This window comes from Aminobacter sp. P4_D5 (genome assembly GCF_056401815.1).
On the sequence record NZ_JBFUIP010000101.1, the window covers coordinates 1 to 20056 of the forward strand.

General features: G+C 61.2%; 21 protein-coding genes. 9 read left to right on the forward strand and 12 right to left on the reverse strand.

From position 1 onward, the window contains the following. The 4 genes from AC1DWF_RS20135 to AC1DWF_RS20150 form a co-directional block, all read right to left on the reverse strand. Positions 1–504: ABC transporter permease (locus AC1DWF_RS20135; protein WP_476841976.1), on the reverse strand; the 504-nt coding region annotated here is incomplete at its 3' end. A gap of 9 nt (positions 505–513) precedes the next feature. Continuing rightward, a complete protein-coding gene (locus tag AC1DWF_RS20140; RefSeq protein ID WP_476788475.1) occupies positions 514–1566 on the reverse strand; it encodes an ABC transporter permease in 1053 nt (350 codons plus the stop codon). Next, complete coding sequence (locus tag AC1DWF_RS20145) at positions 1563–3158, reverse strand: ABC transporter ATP-binding protein (RefSeq protein ID WP_476804333.1); 1596 nt, start codon at positions 3156–3158, stop codon at positions 1563–1565. The genes AC1DWF_RS20140 and AC1DWF_RS20145 overlap by 4 nt, the downstream gene beginning before the upstream one ends. Before the next feature lie 30 nt (positions 3159–3188). Next, the gene (locus AC1DWF_RS20150; RefSeq protein WP_476786678.1) at positions 3189–4307 is read right to left on the reverse strand and encodes a BMP family ABC transporter substrate-binding protein; all 1119 of its coding nucleotides are present in this window, start codon (positions 4305–4307) and stop codon (positions 3189–3191) included. Positions 4308–4421: 114 nt separating this feature from the next. On the opposite strand from AC1DWF_RS20150, the gene AC1DWF_RS20155 reads away from it, so the two are divergent. After that, positions 4422–5342, forward strand: coding sequence for a LysR family transcriptional regulator (locus AC1DWF_RS20155; protein WP_476788477.1), 921 nt, complete (start codon positions 4422–4424; stop codon positions 5340–5342). Positions 5343–5371: 29 nt separating this feature from the next. Here AC1DWF_RS20155 and AC1DWF_RS20160 read toward each other — a convergent pair whose 3' ends face one another. After that, on the reverse strand, positions 5372–5593 hold the full coding sequence (locus AC1DWF_RS20160) for an FCD domain-containing protein (RefSeq protein WP_476783176.1): 222 nt from the start codon (positions 5591–5593) through the stop codon (positions 5372–5374). Between the two features lie 104 nt (positions 5594–5697). Here AC1DWF_RS20160 and AC1DWF_RS20165 point away from each other — a divergent pair, with 104 nt between their 5' ends. Further along, the gene (locus tag AC1DWF_RS20165; protein WP_476788478.1) at positions 5698–6561 is read left to right on the forward strand and encodes a GntR family transcriptional regulator; all 864 of its coding nucleotides are present in this window, start codon (positions 5698–5700) and stop codon (positions 6559–6561) included. Between the two features lie 243 nt (positions 6562–6804). Here the strand turns inward: AC1DWF_RS20165 and AC1DWF_RS20170 are convergent, their stop codons facing one another. Both AC1DWF_RS20170 and AC1DWF_RS20175 read right to left on the reverse strand, forming a co-directional pair. Then, a complete protein-coding gene (locus AC1DWF_RS20170) occupies positions 6805–7890 on the reverse strand; it encodes a branched-chain amino acid aminotransferase (RefSeq protein ID WP_476783178.1) in 1086 nt (361 codons plus the stop codon). A 332-nt stretch (positions 7891–8222) separates the two neighbouring features. Then, complete coding sequence (locus tag AC1DWF_RS20175; RefSeq protein ID WP_476841977.1) at positions 8223–8441, reverse strand: WGR domain-containing protein; 219 nt, start codon at positions 8439–8441, stop codon at positions 8223–8225. A 363-nt stretch (positions 8442–8804) separates the two neighbouring features. On the opposite strand from AC1DWF_RS20175, the gene AC1DWF_RS20180 reads away from it, so the two are divergent. From AC1DWF_RS20180 to AC1DWF_RS20210, 7 genes are read left to right on the forward strand one after another with little or no spacing between them, the layout of a single operon-like run. Beyond that, positions 8805–9824, forward strand: coding sequence for an ABC transporter substrate-binding protein (locus tag AC1DWF_RS20180; protein WP_476788480.1), 1020 nt, complete (start codon positions 8805–8807; stop codon positions 9822–9824). Then, positions 9824–10627: an ABC transporter ATP-binding protein gene (locus tag AC1DWF_RS20185; protein WP_476788481.1), complete on the forward strand. Its 804-nt coding sequence runs from the start codon at positions 9824–9826 to the stop codon at positions 10625–10627. Before AC1DWF_RS20180 ends, AC1DWF_RS20185 begins: the two co-directional genes overlap by 1 nt. 1 nt (position 10628) lies before the next feature. Further along, positions 10629–11444, forward strand: a complete 816-nt coding sequence (locus AC1DWF_RS20190) for an ABC transporter permease (protein WP_476783181.1) — start codon at positions 10629–10631, stop codon at positions 11442–11444. Between the two features lie 21 nt (positions 11445–11465). Further along, on the forward strand, positions 11466–12179 hold the full coding sequence (locus tag AC1DWF_RS20195) for a GntR family transcriptional regulator (protein WP_476783182.1): 714 nt from the start codon (positions 11466–11468) through the stop codon (positions 12177–12179). Continuing rightward, positions 12176–13090 (forward strand): Ldh family oxidoreductase, encoded by a 915-nt coding sequence (locus AC1DWF_RS20200; protein WP_476788482.1) that lies wholly within the window; start codon positions 12176–12178, stop codon positions 13088–13090. Before AC1DWF_RS20195 ends, AC1DWF_RS20200 begins: the two co-directional genes overlap by 4 nt. A 37-nt stretch (positions 13091–13127) precedes the next feature. Continuing rightward, positions 13128–14450 carry an acyl-CoA thioesterase/BAAT N-terminal domain-containing protein gene (locus tag AC1DWF_RS20205; protein WP_476788483.1) on the forward strand — a complete coding sequence of 441 codons (1323 nt, stop codon included), beginning with the start codon at positions 13128–13130 and terminating at the stop codon, positions 14448–14450. Positions 14451–14504: 54 nt separating this feature from the next. Then, positions 14505–15395 carry a DUF1684 domain-containing protein gene (locus AC1DWF_RS20210; RefSeq protein ID WP_476783185.1) on the forward strand — a complete coding sequence of 297 codons (891 nt, stop codon included), beginning with the start codon at positions 14505–14507 and terminating at the stop codon, positions 15393–15395. Positions 15396–15564: 169 nt separating this feature from the next. On the opposite strand, the gene AC1DWF_RS20215 is transcribed toward AC1DWF_RS20210, so the two are convergent. The 5 genes from AC1DWF_RS20215 to AC1DWF_RS20235 all read right to left on the reverse strand — a co-directional run bounded on the left by AC1DWF_RS20215 (position 15565) and on the right by AC1DWF_RS20235 (position 19900). Further along, positions 15565–15999: a type II 3-dehydroquinate dehydratase gene (locus AC1DWF_RS20215; RefSeq protein WP_476783186.1), complete on the reverse strand. Its 435-nt coding sequence runs from the start codon at positions 15997–15999 to the stop codon at positions 15565–15567. An 18-nt stretch (positions 16000–16017) separates the two neighbouring features. Continuing rightward, positions 16018–17319: a TRAP transporter large permease gene (locus AC1DWF_RS20220; protein ID WP_476841978.1), complete on the reverse strand. Its 1302-nt coding sequence runs from the start codon at positions 17317–17319 to the stop codon at positions 16018–16020. Next, positions 17316–17834, reverse strand: a complete 519-nt coding sequence (locus tag AC1DWF_RS20225; protein ID WP_476783188.1) for a TRAP transporter small permease — start codon at positions 17832–17834, stop codon at positions 17316–17318. The genes AC1DWF_RS20220 and AC1DWF_RS20225 overlap by 4 nt, the downstream gene beginning before the upstream one ends. Positions 17835–17913: 79 nt before the next feature. Further along, positions 17914–18900, reverse strand: coding sequence for a TRAP transporter substrate-binding protein DctP (dctP, locus tag AC1DWF_RS20230; RefSeq protein ID WP_476841979.1), 987 nt, complete (start codon positions 18898–18900; stop codon positions 17914–17916). 112 nt (positions 18901–19012) lie between these two features. Then, positions 19013–19900: a shikimate dehydrogenase gene (locus tag AC1DWF_RS20235; protein ID WP_476841980.1), complete on the reverse strand. Its 888-nt coding sequence runs from the start codon at positions 19898–19900 to the stop codon at positions 19013–19015. Between the last annotated feature and the right edge of the window lie 156 nt (positions 19901–20056).

Consider the following 20056-nt stretch of genomic DNA (forward strand, 5'->3'; position numbering starts at 1 on the left):
CATGTTGAGCCCGTGGCGCGTCTTGAACATCAGATAGTGAAGGCCAATCGGCAGGATGATGAAGATCAGGTAGACCAGCGCGTTCTGCGAAAAGAAGGCCGGCCCGATGACTGGTATCTCGCTCAGGTAAGGAACGGCCACCGGCTGGAAGGTCGCCTTCGCCGGCATGCCGGAAAAAGCCCGGCCGACAGTCGCGGCGAGGCCCGTTCCCATCAGGGTTAGCGCCAACCCGCACAGCACCTGGTTGGCGCGAAAGAACACGGTCGCCACGGCGAAAATCATGCCGAAGCCCAGCCCAACCGCAAGTGCTGCGACGAAGCCGACCGACGGACTCGGGACACTCATGGTTACGGCGATCGCAGTGACTGCGCCGAGCGCCATCAGTCCTTCGACGCCGAGATTGACGACCCCGACCCGCTGGCAGATTACCTCGCCAAGTGCTGCCAGTGCCAGCACGCCCCCCGCCAGCACCGCGGTCGTCAGCAGTCCCGTTATGATGTCCATGACTGCATCCTATGCTGCGGCTCGGTCAGTGCGGACGAGCCGGTAATGCGCGAACTCGTCGCCTATGGCGGTGAAAAGCAGGACTAACCCGGTAAGAGCGACGATCGCGCTGGTCGTCAGACCCTGCGTCTGAAGGATGATGCCCGCGTTGAGGATGAACGCCATCAGCGCCGCAGCGGCGAGCACGCCGAGGCAGGAGTTGCGGGCGAGCACGGCCACGATGATGCCGAGATAGCCGAAATTGTTGGAGATGCCGCCCTGCAAACGGTGCACCGTTCCGGCCACTTCGAGCATTCCGGCGATACCCGCGACTGCGCCGGAGAGAAGCATCACCATGATGATACGCCGCCTGACCGGAATGCCGGCGTAGTGGGCGTTCTCCGGATTGGCGCCGCTGATCCGCACCTCGTAGCCCCAGCGCGTGTAGGAAAGCACTGCCGCGACGATCAGCGTCAGCACTACCGCGACGGCAAAACCCCAATGGACCATGCCCCAGAGTTCGGGGATCTCGTAGGGGATGCGCGGGGTGGAGGCGATCGTGCCGGCGCCGCGATCCCGCCAAGGGCCGGTCGCTACGTAGTAGACAAGCAAAGTCGCTACGAAGTTCAGCAGCAGCGTGGTGATGAGCTCGTTGACGCCGACATAGGCGCGGGCGAGCGTCGGGATGGTAATCCATGCCATTCCGCCGGCCATGCCCGCCAGGAACATGACTGGAATGATTAGCCAGGCCGGCCCCTCCACGAACAGGCCTATCGCTGCCGCCGCCAAAGCGCCGGCGTAGAACTGGCCCTCCGCACCGATATTCCACAGTCCTATCCGCCGGGTGATCATGACGGCTAGGCCTGTCAAGATGAGAGGCGTCACCAGCAGGCCGAGATCCTCGAGCCCAAAACCCGAGCCGAAGGTCGAACTGATAACCTGGCCGGCGAGGTCGAGTGGATTGAGTCCAGAAAAAGCGACGATGACGCTACCGACAATGAGCGCAAGGACGATCGCCGCGACGCGAACGGCCAGCGCGACTGAAGGTCTCGCCGAAGGAAAACGCTGAAGGCGCCAGCTCATTGTGCTGCCTCGACCCGGTTCGAAGACACGCCGGACACGCTCTGTCCACCCATCAAAAGACCGATCGTTTCCATGTCGGCATTCTCTGCGTCAAAAGTCGCCATGATCCGGCCTTCATAGAGAACTGCGATGCGGTCCGAGAGACTGAGCAACTCCTCGAGATCCTCCGAGATCAGCACGACGGCTACGCCCTGGTTCCGAAGCTCGACGAAATAGCGCATCATCGTGTTGATCGCACCGATATCCAGGCCGCGGCTCGGATAGGCGGCGACCAAGAGCTTGCCGGCGATGCGCATCTCGCGCCGGGCGACGAGGCGCTGCTGGTTGCCGCCTGACAGGTTTCGGACAGGCATGCCGAAATCGGGGATCGTGACCTCGGCTGCCGCCGCGATCGTCCGGGCAAGCCGATTGGCGGCGCGCGGATCGAAGAACGGGCCGTGGGACACCGCGTGGGTCTTGTACTCGCGGATCACAACATTGTCGTCGATTGACAGCGATGGTGCCAGGCCGCTGCGCAGCCGGTCTTCGGGAATATGGCCGATGCCGAACGCGGCGAAGGCGGTCGCGTTTTGGCGGCCGACGGGTTTTCCACCGAGCAGGATCTCGCCCGACGCGGGCGGTCGCATTCCGGTCAACACTTGGCTGAGTTCGCGCTGGCCGTTGCCGGCGACACCGGCGATTCCGATTATCTCGCCGGCCCTGATGTCGAGATCGACGCTGCGCAGCGCCGGCACACCCCGCTCGTCATCGACGCAGACTTTGGCCAGCTTCAGGACCGCGGCGCCGGCATCCCGCAGTTTTTCGGTGGAGCGGTCGCGATAGTTACCGAGTATGATTTCGCGCCCGACCATCAGCCCGGCGAGCATACGATGATCGCAATCGGCGGTCGCGCGCGTCGCCACCTTGCGGCCGCCGCGCAGCACTGTCACCTGGTCGGAAATCTCCAGCACTTCATGCAGCTTGTGGCTGATGAAGATGACCGCATTGCCGGATTTGCGAAACGCGTCGAGCGCCTTGAACAGTTCACGCGTTTCGCTCGGCGTGAGCACAGCGGTCGGCTCGTCGAGGATAAGCACGCGCGCGTCGCGCGCCAGCACGCGCAGGATTTCGACACGCTGCTGCTCGCCCGCTGACAGAGCATGAATGCGGGCGCCGGGGCGGACCGCAAGGTTGAACTTGTCGGCGATTGCTCGCGTTCGCGCCTCGAGCTGGACGGCGGATGCCAATCGCGGCGTTTGCCTCCATCCGAGATGGACGTTTTCCGCAACGGTAAAGGCCTGTACCAGCTTGAAATGCTGATGGACCATGCCGATGCCGGCCGCGATTGCCTCAACTGGGGAGGCGAAGCGGACCGGTCGCCCATCGACGGCAATCTCGCCGGCGTCCGCCTGATAGATGCCGTTGAGGATGTTCATCAGCGTCGACTTGCCGGCGCCGTTCTCGCCGAGAAGCGCGTGAATCTCGCCTGCCCGGATGTCGAGGTCGACGTCTGCGTTGGCGACGACCCCGGGAAAATACTTGGCGATGCCGCGCAGCGACACGATCGGCGGTGCGCCATCGCCGCCGACGGGAAGAACTTTCGGATCAGGCATTGCAGCGTCCATCGATCAAGGCGATCCGTTTTACGTGCTAAGCCCGGATACGCCTTCGACAGACCAGTCCCAGTTGTAAAGCGCGAATTCGTCGAGCGTTTCGCCTGCCTTCACCCGCACCGCGCCGGTCGTGTCCTTAATCTCGCCGGCGAACGGGCTCCAGCCGCCCATGATCTTGTCGCGCACAGCGTCGGCCTTGGCCGCCACGTCGGCCGGAACCGTCTCGCCCCAAGTATCACGGTCAATGCCGCCGCCCAATGGCAGCAGGGCCTGGCCACCACCCGACCAGGTGCCTTCAAGTCGCTTTCTCACCTGATCGACATAGAATGCCGTCCAGTCAGGCACGATCGAGCTGACATAGGCATTTTTGCCATAGCGCCGCATGTCGGAGCTCCACATCGCAGCCCGCACGCCACGCTGTTCGGCGACCTGCAGATAGGAGGCCTCGTTCATGACGCCAAAGAGGAAGTCGCAGCCATTGTCGATCAGCGCGCTTGCGGCCTGGTTGGCGCCTTGCGGATCGAACCAGGAGTTGATGCTGATGACCTGCAGGGTGGCCGATGGATTGACGGAGCGCGCTCCCATCAGAAACGCATTGCTCGATGAGATCGCCATCGGCACCGGAAATGAAGCGATGAAGCCGAGTTTGCCGGACTTGCTGAGCAAGCCGGATGCCACGCCGATCACATAAGTTGGATGCCAATGGGCGGCGTAGTACCAACCGAGATTGTCAGCGACGTTGCGGCCGTCCGCCTCGAGAAAGGCGACTGCAGGTGTGCGTTCGACGACAGACGAGAAGAAGTCGCCATAGTTAGAGGTTGAGAACACCATCTGGGCGCCCTCGTGAACGAATTGCCGGAACGTGCGGCTGGCGTCGGCGGAGAACGGAATGCTTTCGACCACCAGTGTCTTCGCCTTCGGGAAGGCTGCCTGGAGCGCCTTGATCCCATCATTGTGCTTGGTGTTCCAGCCTTCGTCTGAAACCGGTCCGGTCAAGCCAAAGGCGATGACCGCATCCTCTTCCTTGACGCCTGCGAGAGGGGCTGCACGAGCCTGGCTGATCCAGTGCGGCAAGATCAGAGATGACGTGGAAGCTGCCGCTGAAAGAGCCAAAAACCGACGACGAGAAAAGCTACGCTGATAATTCATTGAATTCCCCCCGAAATCGAGGTGAAGGCTATTTTTTCAAACCCTTGTTGACCAGCGAATATTTGCGTTCCTAGTGTATCAAAAAAATGCACAGTCGCGTTTCAGGTGTCGAGAATGCCCTTAATTACACAAGGCGCGAAAGCGCTGGAAATGGTCGCTCGATATGGGTCGATCCGCAAAGCGGCGGAACAGATGAATGCCACACCTTCCGCTGTGAATCGCCAAATACTGAATCTTGAGCTGGAATACGGTCAGCCACTTTTCGAGCGGTTGCCGCGCGGTATGCGGCCGACGGAAGCCGGTAGAATCCTGGTGGGCCAGGTTCGGAAACTGCAGCAGGAGATTCTCGCTGCCGGCGCCGAAGTGGAAGGCCTGCGGCCCTCGCAAGGCAGCAGTGTGAGCGTCGGAATCATGGAGTGCCTGTCGACAGGGTTCCTGCCGAAGGCGTTTCGCGCGCTTCAAGCCCAGCATCCCGGTGTCAGCCTGCGGGCATATGTTGATGGCACCAACATCATACTTGAGAAGGTTAAGTCCGGTTCCGTAGATTTGGCGGTTGCATTCAATACACCTCAGGATATCGGATTAAATATTACCAAAACTGTTCATTTGAAACTTGGAATAGTCGCTCACCCGTCGCACAAATTGATGCGGAGAAAAAGCGTTGATATCGAAGATGTATTGAACGATTATTTTTTGTCGACGGACGATAGCTTGACCATTGGACCTATGGCCGACCTCCTCATTCAGAGGTTGAGATCGCCAATACACAAGATTGCGGTTTCCAATTCCATCGCTCTTTTAAAAGCAATAGTTCAAGAAGGACTAGGAATAAGCATACTGACCTTGATTGATGTCTACGAGGAAGTGGAAAGCGGAAAACTCGGCTTTGTGCCGCTCTCAGGCCCTCGAATGTCGGCAGCGCTGTCTCTCTCTTCACGCGATGTGAACGCGCTGACCGATGCTGGCAAGGCAATGGCTGGCATCATCGCCAATTCATTGGATGAAGTCCAAGCGCTGTCACTCAATAACGCTTGAGCGGCATACCGCGTGCATCGCAAACCAATTTAGGAACCGGCGAAGATTATCAGCTGCTCAAGATTTGGCGATAGAGCGTCCGCGTTAACGGTGTGCAGCCGCGCTGCCTTGGCTGCCCCATCGGCGTCGCCAGCGCGGATTGCAGCAAGGAGTTGCTTATGCTCCTCGACGATTTCAGGGCCGAGTTCCTGATGCTCCGTCATCAACCGACGATAAAGTTCTAGCCCGATCATCACCTGAAATACTTGCACACATGGTTCGATTCATGATGTTTCAGCTATGCGGCTGCTCGGCACCACGTCGTCGCAACCTGCACTACAGAAGCCGGATTGGTGCCGGCAGGAGATTTTGACCGATGCCCGAACGCTATCTTTCCCCAGCTCTCCGAGGTCTCGGTGCCATCGCTCTGACAGCGCCATTGGTCGGTGTTGAGGCGCAGATCTACGACCGGCTGTGGAACGCCATTCTTGATCGCAAGATTCGCCCTGGCACCAAAATGGCGGAAGACGAGATTGGCGCTGCCTTCAACATCAGCCGTACCGTCATCCGCAAGGTGCTGGTCATCTTGGAGCAACAGGGGGTTGTTCATCTGCCAGCCAATCGAGGTGCCTATGTCGCGGCACCAACGCCAGACGARGCGCGAGAGGTGTTCGAGGCGGCTCGCGTGATCGCCCGCCATGTCGTTGCCGAACTTGCAGCAAATCCCGACCTACTAGGCCATGAAGAGCGGGCGCGACTTGAGGAGCACGACAAGGTCGAGCAACAGACTCCGGCGGCACTGGACCCCCATACTACGAGGCGACTCGCGGTGGAGTTCGATATCCTTTTAGCAATGCTCTACGGCAACAAGACGCTTGCCGCCGCGCAAGAGCGTTTGCTGATGCGCTGTATGATGGCCATCACGCTTTATCAGGAGCATCAGGTGCTGTGGCCGCCATATGCAGTTCATCAGCCACTGGTCGAGCTGATTTATGCCGGACAAGTCGAGCAGGCAGTCGCGCATGTCGATAACGTGTATCGCACACTTGAAGCGAGTTTGCGACTTGCACCGCTAGACCAGGCCATCGATCTGCGCGCCATCCTCAGCGGCGACGACAGCCCGACCTTGTCTATAGTCTCCGAATCCTCACCTGGGACAAAGGCTGAGGGTAACAAGCCAAAGCCCCGTTTGAAATCTACTAAAGCATCTCGGGGCGGGGCTAAAAAAACGCCCTCCTAAAGCTGCCATCGTTCAGACAATTTTGACGGCGGTTTGAGGCCTAGTGGACAAAATATGACATTTGAATCCTGCAAGAGGCCATGTGGGCGTTCAGTGCGCGAGTCTCAGGCATGCAGCCATGCTCGGACATGTTGCCAAGGCATCCCGGCCTCTGGCTGTACTTCGGATGGCGCGCCTACGGCATGACGGACGCTCCCCCGAGCGGCCGTCTTGTTGCCGAACTGCGCGCACCTCAGAAGGTCATCAGCGAACTGCATGAACCCAGTTTCGTTCGTCGTTCGCCAACCCTCGCTGTATCCCGACCAACTCACTGCGCAGCTTGTCGGTAACCGGACCCACCTTGCCGTCAGCTATGGTAAACGACCCTCCCGAAAAGCGGACAGCACCGATTGCAGCGACGACCGCTGCGGTGCCGCAGGCAAACACCTCCCTAAGCCTGCCGCTAGCGGCGTCGGCTTGCCATTGATCGAAGCTGTAAGCCGTCTCCTCGACTGCCATGCCGGCGTCACGAGCGATCGCGATAAGAGAGGCCCGGGTGATGCCGGGTAGGATCGTGCCTAAAGGCGGTGTTACAATGCTGCCGTCGTCCATGACGAAAAAGATGTTCATGCCACCGAGTTCTTCCACCCAGCGATGTTCCGCGGCATCGAGAAACACAACTTGGTCGCAGCCATGCTTGGTCGCGTCTGCTTGTGCGATCAGACTGCCGGCATAGTTGCCGCCACACTTGGCGGCTCCGGTGCCGCCGGCAGCTGCCCGACTGTAGCTGTCCGAGACCCAGACGGTAATCGGTTTCTCTCCACCCTTGAAATAGGCGCCAACGGGGGATGCGATAACACAGAAGATGTAATGAGATGCGGGGCGCACTCCCAAGAACGCGTCGCTTGCGAACATGAAGGGCCGCAGATAGAGACTGCCTTCTCCTTCTGGAATCCACTCCCGGTCAATCCCAACGAGCGCTTCAACCGCTTGGACAAAGACAGGTTCAGGCAGCTGCGGCATAGCCATGCGTTCGGCAGAACGATTGAATCGACGCGCATTTTCCTCGGGGCGAAACAGGGCAATCTCTCCCCCGTTTGTCCTGTAGGCCTTCATGCCTTCGAAGATTTCCTGGGCGTAGTGCAGCACTGCGCTGGCTGGATCGAGAGAAAACGGCTCGCGCGGCCTGATGCGTGCGTCGTGCCAACCTTCATCGGCTGACCAGCTTATCGTCACCATATGGTCGGTGAAAATCCTGCCGAACCCGGGATTTTCCAGAAGCTTCGCGCGTTCCTCCGAAGGAACGGGGTTTGTTGCCCGTGTGGTACTGAACAGGAGGGTTTTTTCCATAGCAGTCTCGTTCCTAGTAGGTCATTTGGGAGCCTTTCGAACGGCTCCATCCACCCTGATCGTTTTGCCGTTCAGCATGGTTTACGATGATACTCTCCACCAAAAGCGCAAATTCATCAGATTTACTAGGCCAACCTGCATGATGAACCTGCTTGCCAAGCGAATTTTGCGCCGCCGGCGGTAGGCAGGCTCCCATCAACGCCACTCCAGGTCGATGTGGAAGGCGAGGACGGCCTCCAGCTCATCTGGCCCCGCCCCAACCGCGACTATCCCGGCCCGCCCATAAGCGGCGTCACATCTCTGGTCCTTCCGGGCGTCAGGGTTGTTTCCTTTTAACACTCGCTGCCCGACTTCGGCATGTCCTTTGGCGCGCGGTAGCCCCGTCGTTTCTTCATTGTTTCCAGACGCCCAAGTACGCTTTGAGCCTCGTCGGGCTCGTCGAAGGTTTCGATCATGGCTTGTCCGTTGGTGCCGATCCGCCCCCAGTTGCGAATGACCGATACGCCGCCAAACAAGGTTGGCTGGAGAGTGAGGCTGTAGAACCGGTGCATGTTAAGAGACGCATCGATCCGGTGTAAATGAATGTCGTTTCCAGTGTCGCACATGGCCGAGAGTCTCGCCGCGACAGCAAGTCACGTCCAACGACATATTTGAATCCAACGGCCGAGATCGATTCATATCGGTAATGTTTTTCGACCGAACCGCAGAGGGCAGTCTTGGCTCTTGCGTGCATGCCTAGTCCGGTGCGCCGGGCGGTGTCCTGCCGCAGCGGAAATATCAGGTTGCGTTGGTGATACATCAGATGTACGTAGTCATTGCCGATTGGATTATCGGCTCGCCTGCGGCCTTGGTCGCTTCAGGGTGCAACAGGACCGTCAAGCGCGGCTCGGCCGCACTGGCGCATGGGGAGTGGCATGTCTTCAATCAGTCGTCGTGATCTCATGGCAGCCGCAGCTGCCGCGGCTTTAGCTTCCTCATTCGCCCTGCCGGCTTGGGCGCAAACGCAGCCCAAGCTTGAGTTCCTCTATTCGCCCTACGCCGACTACGCTCCGTTCTTTGTCGCCAAGGAATTCGGCTACTTCGACGAGTTCGGCGTCAACGTGACGCTTTCGCCGAAGGGCGATACGGCCGAGACCATCCAGATGCTCGCCTCCGGCAACATCGAGGCCGGTGGTGCCACCTGGGGCGCAAGCCTCTTCAACGCGCTGGACCGCGGCGCCACCGTCGCGATTATCGCCACCCTGGCGCGGATGCCGGCAACGATTCCGTCGCCATCACCCTTCATGGTCTCGCAGAAGGCCTGGGACGAAGGGATCAAGACCGTCGCGGACCTCAAAGGCAAGCGTGTCGGCATTCCCGGTCCAGGAGGCTTCGGCATGTATTCCACGGCCAAGGCCCTGGAGAAGGGGGGGCTGACGATCGAGGACGTCGAGGCGGTATTCCTGCCGCCGCCCGCGACAGCAGCCGCATTCGCTAACGGCGCGCTCGAGGCGGGCTGGAGCATCGAGCCTTTCGCCCAGCAGCTCGAGAAGCAGGGGCTTGGCCGCCGGCTGGTCGAGGACCACACTTTCGGCACGGAGCTCGGTTTGATCGCCTTCAACCAGGATTTTGTCGCGGCCAACGAGGATCTCGTGGTGCGCTTCATGGCTGGCTATCTCAAGGCTGCCCGCCTCCTTGATAATGGCGGATGGCAGGACGACAAGGTTGTCGCGGTCGTGTCGAAATACACTGGAACCGAGCCAGATACGCTGCGCGGCATCCCCTATACCGTCCGTTCCGAGGATGGTGCCATCGACATGGCTTCGGTGCGTGAGCAGGAGGAGTTCTTCCGCAAGCGTGGCACGCTCGAATATGAGGGTCAGGCCAAGATTGACGCCGTCTATCGTCTCGATCTGCTGAAGCGCGCCAACGACCTGCTCGCAAGCAAGAAGTGATGGCAGTCGTGCGTGAGGCAGTGCATCCGTCCGCGGCGGAAGCGGCTCCGCCGGCTATCGAGGTCAGTCATCTGACCAAGGCCTTCTACGACAGCGAAGGCGACCGCGTGACCGTGGCTGTCTCCGATGTCAGCTTCTCGGTGGCGCGCGGCGAGTTCGTCTGCATCGTCGGGCCGAGCGGCTGCGGCAAGACCACGGTCCTGCGCATCCTCGCCGACCTCGAGCAGCAGCTCGGCGGCACGGTGAAGCTGCACAGCGCGACCCCGCCGGCCATGGTCTTCCAGGAGGCGTCCGTGCTGCCCTGGCTGACGGTGTCGGAGAACATTGCCTTTCCGCTCAGCCTTAAGGGAGTCTCTCGGGCAAAGCAGGAAGCGCGTGTCAGCGAACTGTTGGCGCTGACGGGTCTTACCGACTTCGCGAACGCCCGCCCGCACCAGCTCTCCGGCGGCATGAAGCAGCGCGTCTCGGTGGCGCGCGCCTTGGTCGACGACCGCGAGATCCTCTTGATGGACGAGCCGTTCGGCGCGCTCGACGAGCAGACCCGCCTTGTTCTGCAACAAGAGCTGCTGCGGATTTGGGAGACGACCGGCAAGACCGTGGTCTTCATCACCCATAGTGTTGACGAAGCGCTGACGCTGGCCGACCGCGTGATCGTCATGTCGCCGCGTCCCGGTACGTTGGTTGCCAATCTGACGGTTCCCTTCGAGCGGCCGCGCGACGTTGTCGAGATGCGGCGCGACAAGCGGTTCTGGGACATGACTTACGAGGTCTGGCGTCTGCTGGCCTCTCCTGCGGGAGCCTGAGATGAGCGCCATTCCCTTGACGCTGACGGAAGAACAATGGCGCCGGCTGAAGGCGCCGGCGCGCCGCGAACGAATTTACCGCATCGCGTCCTATTTCAGCCCGCTGCTGCTGCTGCTGTTGTGGGAACTGTGCAGCCAGTTCAATCTGATTGACCGGCGCTTCTTCCCGGCGCCGAGCGCGATCGCCGGAACCGCCTGGCGCATGATCGTAAGCTTCGAACTGTTCGACCATATCGGGGCTACGCTGCGTCGCGTCGGCATCGGTTATGTCATGGGGGCCGTGCCCGGTATCATCATGGGGCTGATCCTCGGCCTGTCGCGACCGGCCCGCCGGATGCTCGGACCGATCTTCGCGGCGCTCTATCCTGTGCCGAAAATTGCCATTCTGCCGCTGATCTTGCTGATCTTCGGCGTTGGCGATGCGTCGAAGTTCGTCGTTATCGCCATCGGCGTGTTCTTCCTCATGTTTTACAACACCATGGGCGGGGTGATGCAGACGCCTCAGATCTATATGGACGTCGCCAAGAATGCCGGCGCGACCAGGCTGCAGATCTTTCGGCGCATCGCTTTCCCGGCAGCTCTTCCGAGCATTTTCACCGGGCTGAAGCTCGCCGCCGGTTCGTCCTACATCATCATCGCTGCCGCGGAGTTCCTTGGAGCGCGCAGCGGCGTCGGCTTCTTCATCTGGGCATCATGGCAGACTTTCGCGGTGTCGCGCATGTTCGTCGGCATCGTGGCGATCTCGGCCATGGGCTATCTCACCATCCTGGCGCTCGAGGCGCTGGAGCGGCGTTTCGTGCCCTGGGCGAAGCATTGAGAGGCTGAGGAGCACAAGCTCATGACCGTCGACGCCGATCTCACTGCCCATGCACCTGTTTCGGAGCGCATCTACCTGGCGCTCCGCCAGGAGATTATGCGCTGCGAGATCGTGCCTGGGACGACGCTGGATGCAGCCTCCATTGCCAGCCAGTACGAGGTCTCGAAGACGCCGGTGCGCGATGCCATGCAGAAGCTCGCCGCCGACGGGCTGGTCACGATCTTGCCGCGCAGCGGCTATCGCGTCGCCCCCATCACGTTTCAGGCCGTGCACGATATTCTCGATATGCGCGCTGCGATCGGACCGCATGCAGCTCGGCAGGCGGCACGCTACGCCACCCCCGCCGAAATAGCTCTGCTGCGCCAGATCGTCAGAGAATACGCCGCGCCGATGGATATCGGCACCATGCAACAGGTTGCACGCCGCTTTCACCTTGCCATCGCCCGCTGCAGTCGTAACAAGCGCGTCGTCGCTCTTTCGGAGAGCCTGTTTGACGAGCTCGAACGTCTCCTGCGTTTCGCCATCGATTTCACGGTCAAGACAGGCGAGCATTCCGACGAGCACACAGCACTCGTCGACGCAATCGAAGCTGGCGACGGCGAGAAGGCCGCCGCAATCGAGTTCGCCCATATCAAGCACAGCCGGGAGTTCCTGATCGAGCGCCTGATGACCTTGGGCTACCTATCGGAAAGCGAGATCCAGCTTGGCAGCACAGCGCGGAGCCCGGGCGAATGATTACGATCCCTGATGCGGTAGACCGGCTGTCGGCGGCCCTGGGCGGCAGCCTCGCTGCGAAGCTTGCGGCTTCGGCTCTGGTCGAGGCCGATGCGCTCGGTTTGCCGCGCTTTGGCATCGCCATGCTCGATGAATGGACGGCCGATGCTGCCCCGGTGCCAGCGGGCGAGGGCTCGCAGGGCATTGCCTGGCTCGACTGCTCCTCCTGCTTTGCGCCGCTTGCGGTCGCCAGCGCCACGCTCGACTTGGCTGAAACCGCCCGGCAATACGGCGTCGCCGCCGTCTTCCTGCGCGGTGTCAGGGGCTTCGGCCGGCTCGCTCCCTTCGTTCGCCATCTCGCAGATCGCGGCCTCCTGGGTATCGCCGGCGCCGAAGGCCCGCCTTTCGTCGCCGCGCATGGCGGCAACCGTCCGGTGATCGGCACCAACCCGCTGGCGCTTGCCATGGGGCAGGGCGCCGATCGCGTGGTCATCGACGTTGCCACCAGCAGCGCTACCATGGCGGATATACGCAATGCTCGTATTTCCGACGCACCATTGCCTGAGGGGATCGCCCTGGACGGCGAAGGACGGCCGACCAGTATCGCGGCCGAAGTGGCGGCGTTGCTGCCGCGCGGCGGCCAAATAGGCTCGCTGTTTGGGCTCGTGGTCGAGCTCATGGCTGGCGTAGCCGGCGGTGGAAGGGGGGATCCGAAGGGGCGGGGCGTTTTCATCCTCGCTTTCGATCCAGCACGGGCCGAAGACCGCATCGACTGGCAAGCAAAACTTGCCGGGTTGAAGAGCGATTGGACGGATGGAGGTGGTCACTGGCCACGCGGCGGCAGTCTGTCGTCAGAAGCCGCACTGGATGGTGATTTCGCACGGCGTTTCGACGCCTATCTCGGCAGCATGACCAGCCCGGCAGGCCGATGATCGCGCCGGCCACTTACCTACAGAGTTTATGATCCAGATGACGACAAAGCCTGTTTCCGCGCCTGTCCTTTCAGTCGAGCCTGTAGATGGCCTCATCGACGAGCCGCGCCGAATCGTCGTCTCCGGTCTCGCTCCCGACGAACTTGTCGCCATCTCGGCCTGCACCGAGCGAGCGCGGGGTGTGATCTGGATGGGCCAGGCGACCTTCATGGCTGACGCTGAGGGCGTGGTCGACCTGACCCGTGACGCGCCGGTCGGTGGCGACTATGCGGAAGTCTCGGCCATGGGCCTGATCTGGAGCCAGCAGCCGGTCGACAGCGCGAGCGCTGAACTCTTTGCCGACGATGTCATGCAGCCCCTTCAGACGATGTTGACGGCCGAAACCGCCGATGGTGCCCAGGCCGAGGCCAAGCTCTTCCAGGGTTTTGCGGCACCTGGTGTGGAGCGGCAGGAGATCCGCGAGGACGGCCTGGTGAGCACGCTGTTCACTCCGGCCGGGCCGGGTCCTCATCCTGTTGTGGTGGTGCTTAACGGCTCCGGCGGCGGCATCAATGAACCGCGGGCTGCACTGCTTGCTTCCCGTGGCTACCGAGCCTTCGCACTCGGCTATTTCAAGGCGCCTGGACTGTCGCCATTCATCACCGAAACCCCGCTCGAATATCTCGAGACCGGCCTGCGCTGGGCGCGCCGGGCTCTCCAGCCCAAGGATCGCTTCGTAGCGGTCAGCGGCCAGTCGCGTGGCGGCGAGCTCGCGCTGCTGCTGGGTGCCACCTTCCCGGAACTGGTTTCCGCCGTGATCGCATTTGTGCCCGGTGCCGTGGTCCATGGCGCCCAGGGTGCCGGCGATCCGGCGCGTGGTGGCTGGCAAGGTACAACCTGGACCCGGGACGGAATTCCCCTATCGCATCTGTGGCAAGACAACAGTGCCGTGCACTGGCATCCCTGGGCCGGCGACGCTCCGCCCAGCCGGCACCACTCGGTCTTCTTCGAAGGGCTTAAGGATACGGCGCTTGTGGCGCGCGCGCGCATTCCGGTCGAAAACATCGCAGGTCCGGTGCTGCTGATCTCGGGGCGCGATGACCGCGCCTGGCCGTCCAGCCTCTATTCCCGCATGGTCGTATCGACGCTCAGCCAGCACGACAATCCTTACCTGGTCCGTCATCTCGACTTCGATGATGCCGGGCACGCCATCAACCTGCCGATCGTGCCGTCGACGCAGCTGAGCCGCCTGCACCCAGTCTCGAAAGTACCCTACACCAACGGCGGCACCCCCTCCGGCAACTCCAGAGCCGACGACGGTTCCTGGCGCGGCATGCTCGCCTTCCTGGGGGAGGTCACCGGCTCCGCCGGTCAAGACTGAGCCGGAACCCTCATGCGCAAGCAGACAGCTGAATTCTTCGAAAGGGAGACGAACATGCCCACAAGAGAACATTTGGAAGGCCAATGGCGCGAATGGCGCTACGCCCATGTCGCCAAGATGTTCCGCCCATATGGTTGGACMTCGCTGGTTGCCCAGTACTGGCTGGAAGCAGACGACAAGGACGTTAGTTTCGACCTGCTTCCGGGCACCTGGTCGGTCGAAGGCGGCAAGGTCATGTTCACCCCGCCTGCCTCGGGGCCGACCCTTTCGGTCAACGGCACGTATCCCACGGGGCCGGTCGAAATCATCCCGGGCCGCAACCAGACCTACGGCCACGGCAAGAGTGAGCCCGTCTACTTCGGCGTGAACGAGGTCGAGGCGATCCTGCGCAGCAAGAATGACGGCCAATCCCTCTACGGCGTGCGCGTGCGCGACCCCAGGGTGGCGACGTCTGTGGAGCAGGCTGGCGTCACCGCATTCGACTACGACCCGGCCTGGCGTATCCGCGGCGTCTACACGTCGACCGCGCACACCGAGTACGAGGCCGAGACCGTGGAAGCCGGCGTGCGCGAATCGACGCCGCGCATTGGCACCTTTGCCTTCGAGCACAAGGGCAAGAGCTACAGCATCGAGCTGATTGGCAAGGACACGGCAACAGGTGTCCAGCCGGTTGCGCATGTTCGCGACAAGACCAGCGGCCCCGTCACCTACGGCGCCGGCCGCGTCATCGAGCTGCAGTTCGCCGATGATACGAACACCCGCATCGACTGGATCGATTTCAACTACGCCGTTGCGCTGCCATGCGCGTTCACGAACTTCGTCACCTGTCCGTTGGTTCCTCGTGAGAACCAGCTCGATTTCGAGGTGCTCGCAGGCGAGAAGCGCCCCTCACAGGATGTGGCGAGGACAATGACCTATCAAGCCGGAACTAACGGCGCTTCCTGACACGCACTCCTGCTCACTTCAGGTGTCCATCAAGACCTGATGGACACCTTGCGGCCGTCCTTAGTGGTTCTAAGGGAGCTCCTGCCACCGCAAGGAGATCGCGCCAGGTGGTCCGAGGCAAGGGATCCGATTTTTTCAGCGTCCGCTGCCCGTTTGATCGGCGAAAACGTCAAGAGCCCAGCAGCTCCGACATGGCGGCCACTGCTGTTGGATAGCCGTTGGGCCCAAGCCCAGCGATCACCGCTGTCGCRATCTTCGACACGAAGGAATTGTGATAGTAGGCCTCGCGCCGGTGGATATTGGAGATGTGAAGCTCAATGATCGGGCCTGAACACATCTTCAGCGCGTCGAGAATGGCAATAGAGGTGAATGTAAAGGCGGCGGGGTTGATGATGACGCCCGCCTGCTCGTCGATCGCCTCGTGGATCCAGTTGATGATCTCGCCTTCGAAGTTGGACTGGTGAAAACGCAGCGGCCGCTCCCCGGCCGCCTTGCGGCACATGGCCTCGACCTCGGCAAGCGTGGTGGTTCCGTAGATTTCCGGCTCGCGCTTGCCGAGCCGGTTGAGGTTCGGGCCGTTGATGACAAAGATCGGCTTGGACATTTTGGTCTCCATCTAAAATCAGCCCTGGTAGCCGAGCAGGCGGGGCAGCCACAGCACGAGCGAGGGAAAGAAGGTGATCAGCGCCAGAGAGCCGATCATAGCATAGAGGAACGGCAGGACGTCGCGCACGATGTCCCGGAGCGGCACCTCGGCGATGCGGGTCATGATGAACAGCAAAAGCCCATAGGGCGGGGTCACCAACCCCAGCATGATGTTCACCACCACCAYMACSCCGAAATGSACCATGTCGATGCCRAGCGCMTGCGCGGTCGGGATGAGCACCGGCACGATSACCAGSAGGATSGTCGTGCCTTCCAGCASGCAGCCCAGCAACAGAAGCAGGATGTTGACGAGGATCAGAAAGCCGGTCGGCGATAGATCCCATGCAGTCAGGATGACCTTGAGGGATTCAGGGATGTTTTCGACCGTCACAACATAGTTGAACACCAGCGCGCCGGCGATCAGCATGCCGATCGAAGCGGTGGTGCGTGCGCTCGCCAAGACCGAGCGGTAGAAATCCGCAAAGCTGACGCTGCGATACAGGATCACCGAAATGATCAGCGCATAGGCTGCGGCAACGGCCGCCGCCTCGGTCGGCGTGGTGATGCCCGAGTAGATGCCGCCCAACAGCACGACCGGCATCATCAGCGAGGGAAACGCCCGCCAGGTTATGCCAGGCAGTTCGCGCAGCGGCGTGGGCGCTTCGACCGGGAAATTGTGGCGTTTGGCCTGGTAAGCGACGATCGCCATCTGCGACGCCGCCATCAAGAGGCCCGGTATCATGCCGCCCAAAAACRGGTAGCCGATAGAGGCATCCGACACGAGCGCGTAGATGACCATGGGGATCGACGGCGGGATGATCGGGCCTATGACGGCTGTCACCGCAGTCAGCGCCGCCGCATAGCTCGGCGTGTATTTGCCGTCCTTGGTCATCATCATCTGCATCATCTTGCCGGTGCCGGCGGCGTCGGCGATGGCCGAACCCGACATGCCAGCGAAGATGATGCTCTGGACGATGTTGACGTGGGCGAGGCCACCGCGGAAACGGCCTACAATGGCATCGCAGAAGCGCAGAAGCCGCTCTGTCATCGAGCCGATGTTCATCAGCTCTGCCGCGAGGATGAATAACGGCACCGCCAGGATGATGTAGTTGGAATACATGCCATTGAGGAACTGCTCTGCGGCGGTTCCCATATCGAGGCCGGCAAGCAGCAGATACAGGATCGAGCCGGCGATCATGGAGTGGCCGATGGGCAGTCCAAGAAAAGCGAGTGCGGTGATCGCAACGACGGAAATGGAAAACGGACTAGCGAGGTTCATACGCCCGATCCTGCCTTTGTCGGGTCGAACTCCTGCGGCGCCTTGCCGAACATGGCTTGCCAGGAGAGCCAGAGGTAGCGGACGATGATGGCTATAACGAAGACGACATAGATCGAAAACAGCCAGTCCATGCGGATCTTCAGGTAAGCGGTCTTTTCGACCTTCATGAACATCACATAGTCGAGCACCGCTGGAAGCGAGATGGTGTAAAGCACCAGCAGCGAGAACGCCGCGATCAGGAACATGATGCGCCTGACGCGCGGGCGGGCTGCCGCATAGAAGAGGTCAAACCGTATTTCTTCTTCTTCCCGCACGACGAATGCGGCGCCCCACAGCACCAGCCAGATCCATAGCACGACGCTGAGTTCGTTCGTCCAGCCGATCGGCAGGTTGAGGATATAGCGGAACACGATCTGCAGGAGGAATGCCACGAACATGGCGACCAGCATCGCCGCAAGAACGTTTTCCGCACGCCGATAGAGCCAGCCGCAGAGGCTGCGATATGAAGGGGGCAAGGCGATCCTCCCGCGAAAGCCGATTTTACCGGGACAGGCAATGAAGCGGCGGGCATGGCTGCCCGCCGCGACCAGCAGCCTAAAGCGCGCTGATCTTTTCGGCCATGCCGGCTGGCCAATCCTTGGCGAGATCAGACGCCTGGTATTTCTCCTGGGCGAACTTGCGGAACGCCGCGACATCGGGCTCGTAGACATTGAGCCCTTTGCCCTTGAAGAACTCCACCAGCTCCTTTTCGCGGGCGAGGTGCTTTTGCGTGCTGAAGTCGATCGCAGCGTCAGCAGCCGCCTGCACCTTGGCCTGAGTTTCTGGCGACATCGCGTCCCACACCTTGTTCGACACGACCAGCAGGTCGAAACCGACGAGATGCGAGGTCAGCACGATCTGCGACATGACTTCGTAGAACTTCATGTTCTCGACATTGGGCAACGGATTGTCCTGGCCGTCGATCGCCCCAGTCTGCAGACCGGTATAGACCTCGGCATAGGCCATGGCGGTCGGGTTGGCGCCAAGCGCCGAACCTAGGAACTGCCACGCGTCGCCGCCTGGCATGCGCAGCTTGATGCCGGCCATGTCGGCGGGCGTCGTGATCTTCTTGTCGGGCTTGAGGCCGACCTGGCGGGCGCCGAAATAGGTCGGGCCGAGAACATGGATTCCGAGCTGATCGGAGGCCATCTTCTTGAGTTCGCCGCCGAGATCGCTGGCAAAGAACGTCTTGAGGTGGGAAGCGTCGCGGAACAAGTACGCGGCGGTCACGATCGACCATGCCGGCACCTGCTTGGCAATGTCCTGCGGTGCGATATTGCCCATCTCCAGATTGCCGCGCTGGATGGCGACGAGTTCGGTACCCTGCTTGAACAGGTTGYCGCCGTAGTAGCCCTCAAAGACGAAGTCGTCCTTGGTGGCATCGGCGAACATCTTCATCATCTCGGCGCGGATGTCCTGCTCCGAAAATACCGCTGAAAAGCGCAGCTTCGGCTTGTCTTGTGCAAACGCGGGCCATGCCATGGTTGTCGCGGCAAGCGCTGTTCCGATCAGAAATTGTCTGCGTGTGGYATTCAGTGTCATGGTTTTCCTCCCTTGAAATCCATTCCGTTGCTCAAGCGCCGTCAGAGCGCATTGATCTTTTCGACCGTCCTCTCCGGCCCCTTGAACAGCGCATCCGATTTTGGCCGGTAAATCATGGCACAGCCTCGAAATGGCCGGCCATGGCCGCACGGTCGGGTGCAATGCCGGTGAATAGTTCGAAGGCGCGAACCGCCTGGTAGACGGCCATGCCGGTTCCCGCGAGCACGCGGCAGCCAAGTGCCCTGGCCTGTCTCAATAGTTCCGTTTCCTCCGGGAAATAGATGATTTCGGCAACCCACTGATCGGGTCGCAGCAATCCGGACAGGAACGGCACGCCGGGATACTTGGCCATGCCAACAGGTGTGGCGTTGACGATGCCATCGGCGGCCTTGACCGCGTCGGCCACGTCGGTTTGGGCCGTAACCTGGTTGCCGAAACGTGATGTCATCCGCAGTGCCAGTTGCTCTGCTCGCTCGCTGTCGCTATCGACGATGTGCAACCCACCGACACCGAGCTCCATGAGCGCATAGGCGACCGCCGCCCCCGCACCACCGGCACCGAACTGCACCACGCGTTTCAGCGAGCAATCTGTCATTCCCTCGCGAAAACTTTCGGCAAACCCCCAAGCGTCGGTATTGTACCCTTGTCGCATACCGTTGGAAAAGACCACCGTGTTGACAGCGCCTATCGCCGATGCCTCGGGTGCCAGCCAAGCCAGGTGCTGGATCACGCTCTGCTTGAACGGATGGGTGATGTTCAGCCCGGCAAAACCCATTTGTTCTGCGGCGGCGATGACGTCGCCCAAAGCCGTGTCGTGCAGGCCAAGCCGGTCGAAATCGATCAGTACATAGCTGCAGCTGATGCCGAGGCGCGCCCCTTCGCGCTCGTGCATGACGGGCGAGCGGGACAACTGGATACCCCGGCCGACCAATCCGATGAGGAYCGCACCAGACGCACTTGCGTTCGCAGCTTTGGGCTTCGCCAAGAGGCGCCCGAGCATGTCAACGAAAGATCCGTCCGAATGCTGCAACCTTTGCTCCCTCGCCGCGTGAGTGGTGCGGTCAGGCAGCGCCGAGCGCTGCTCTTGTTTTTGTTCGGGCTTGGCCGGTAAATGGCTGCGCCTGATTTGATGCACAATGTACGAACTGGTTAGTTT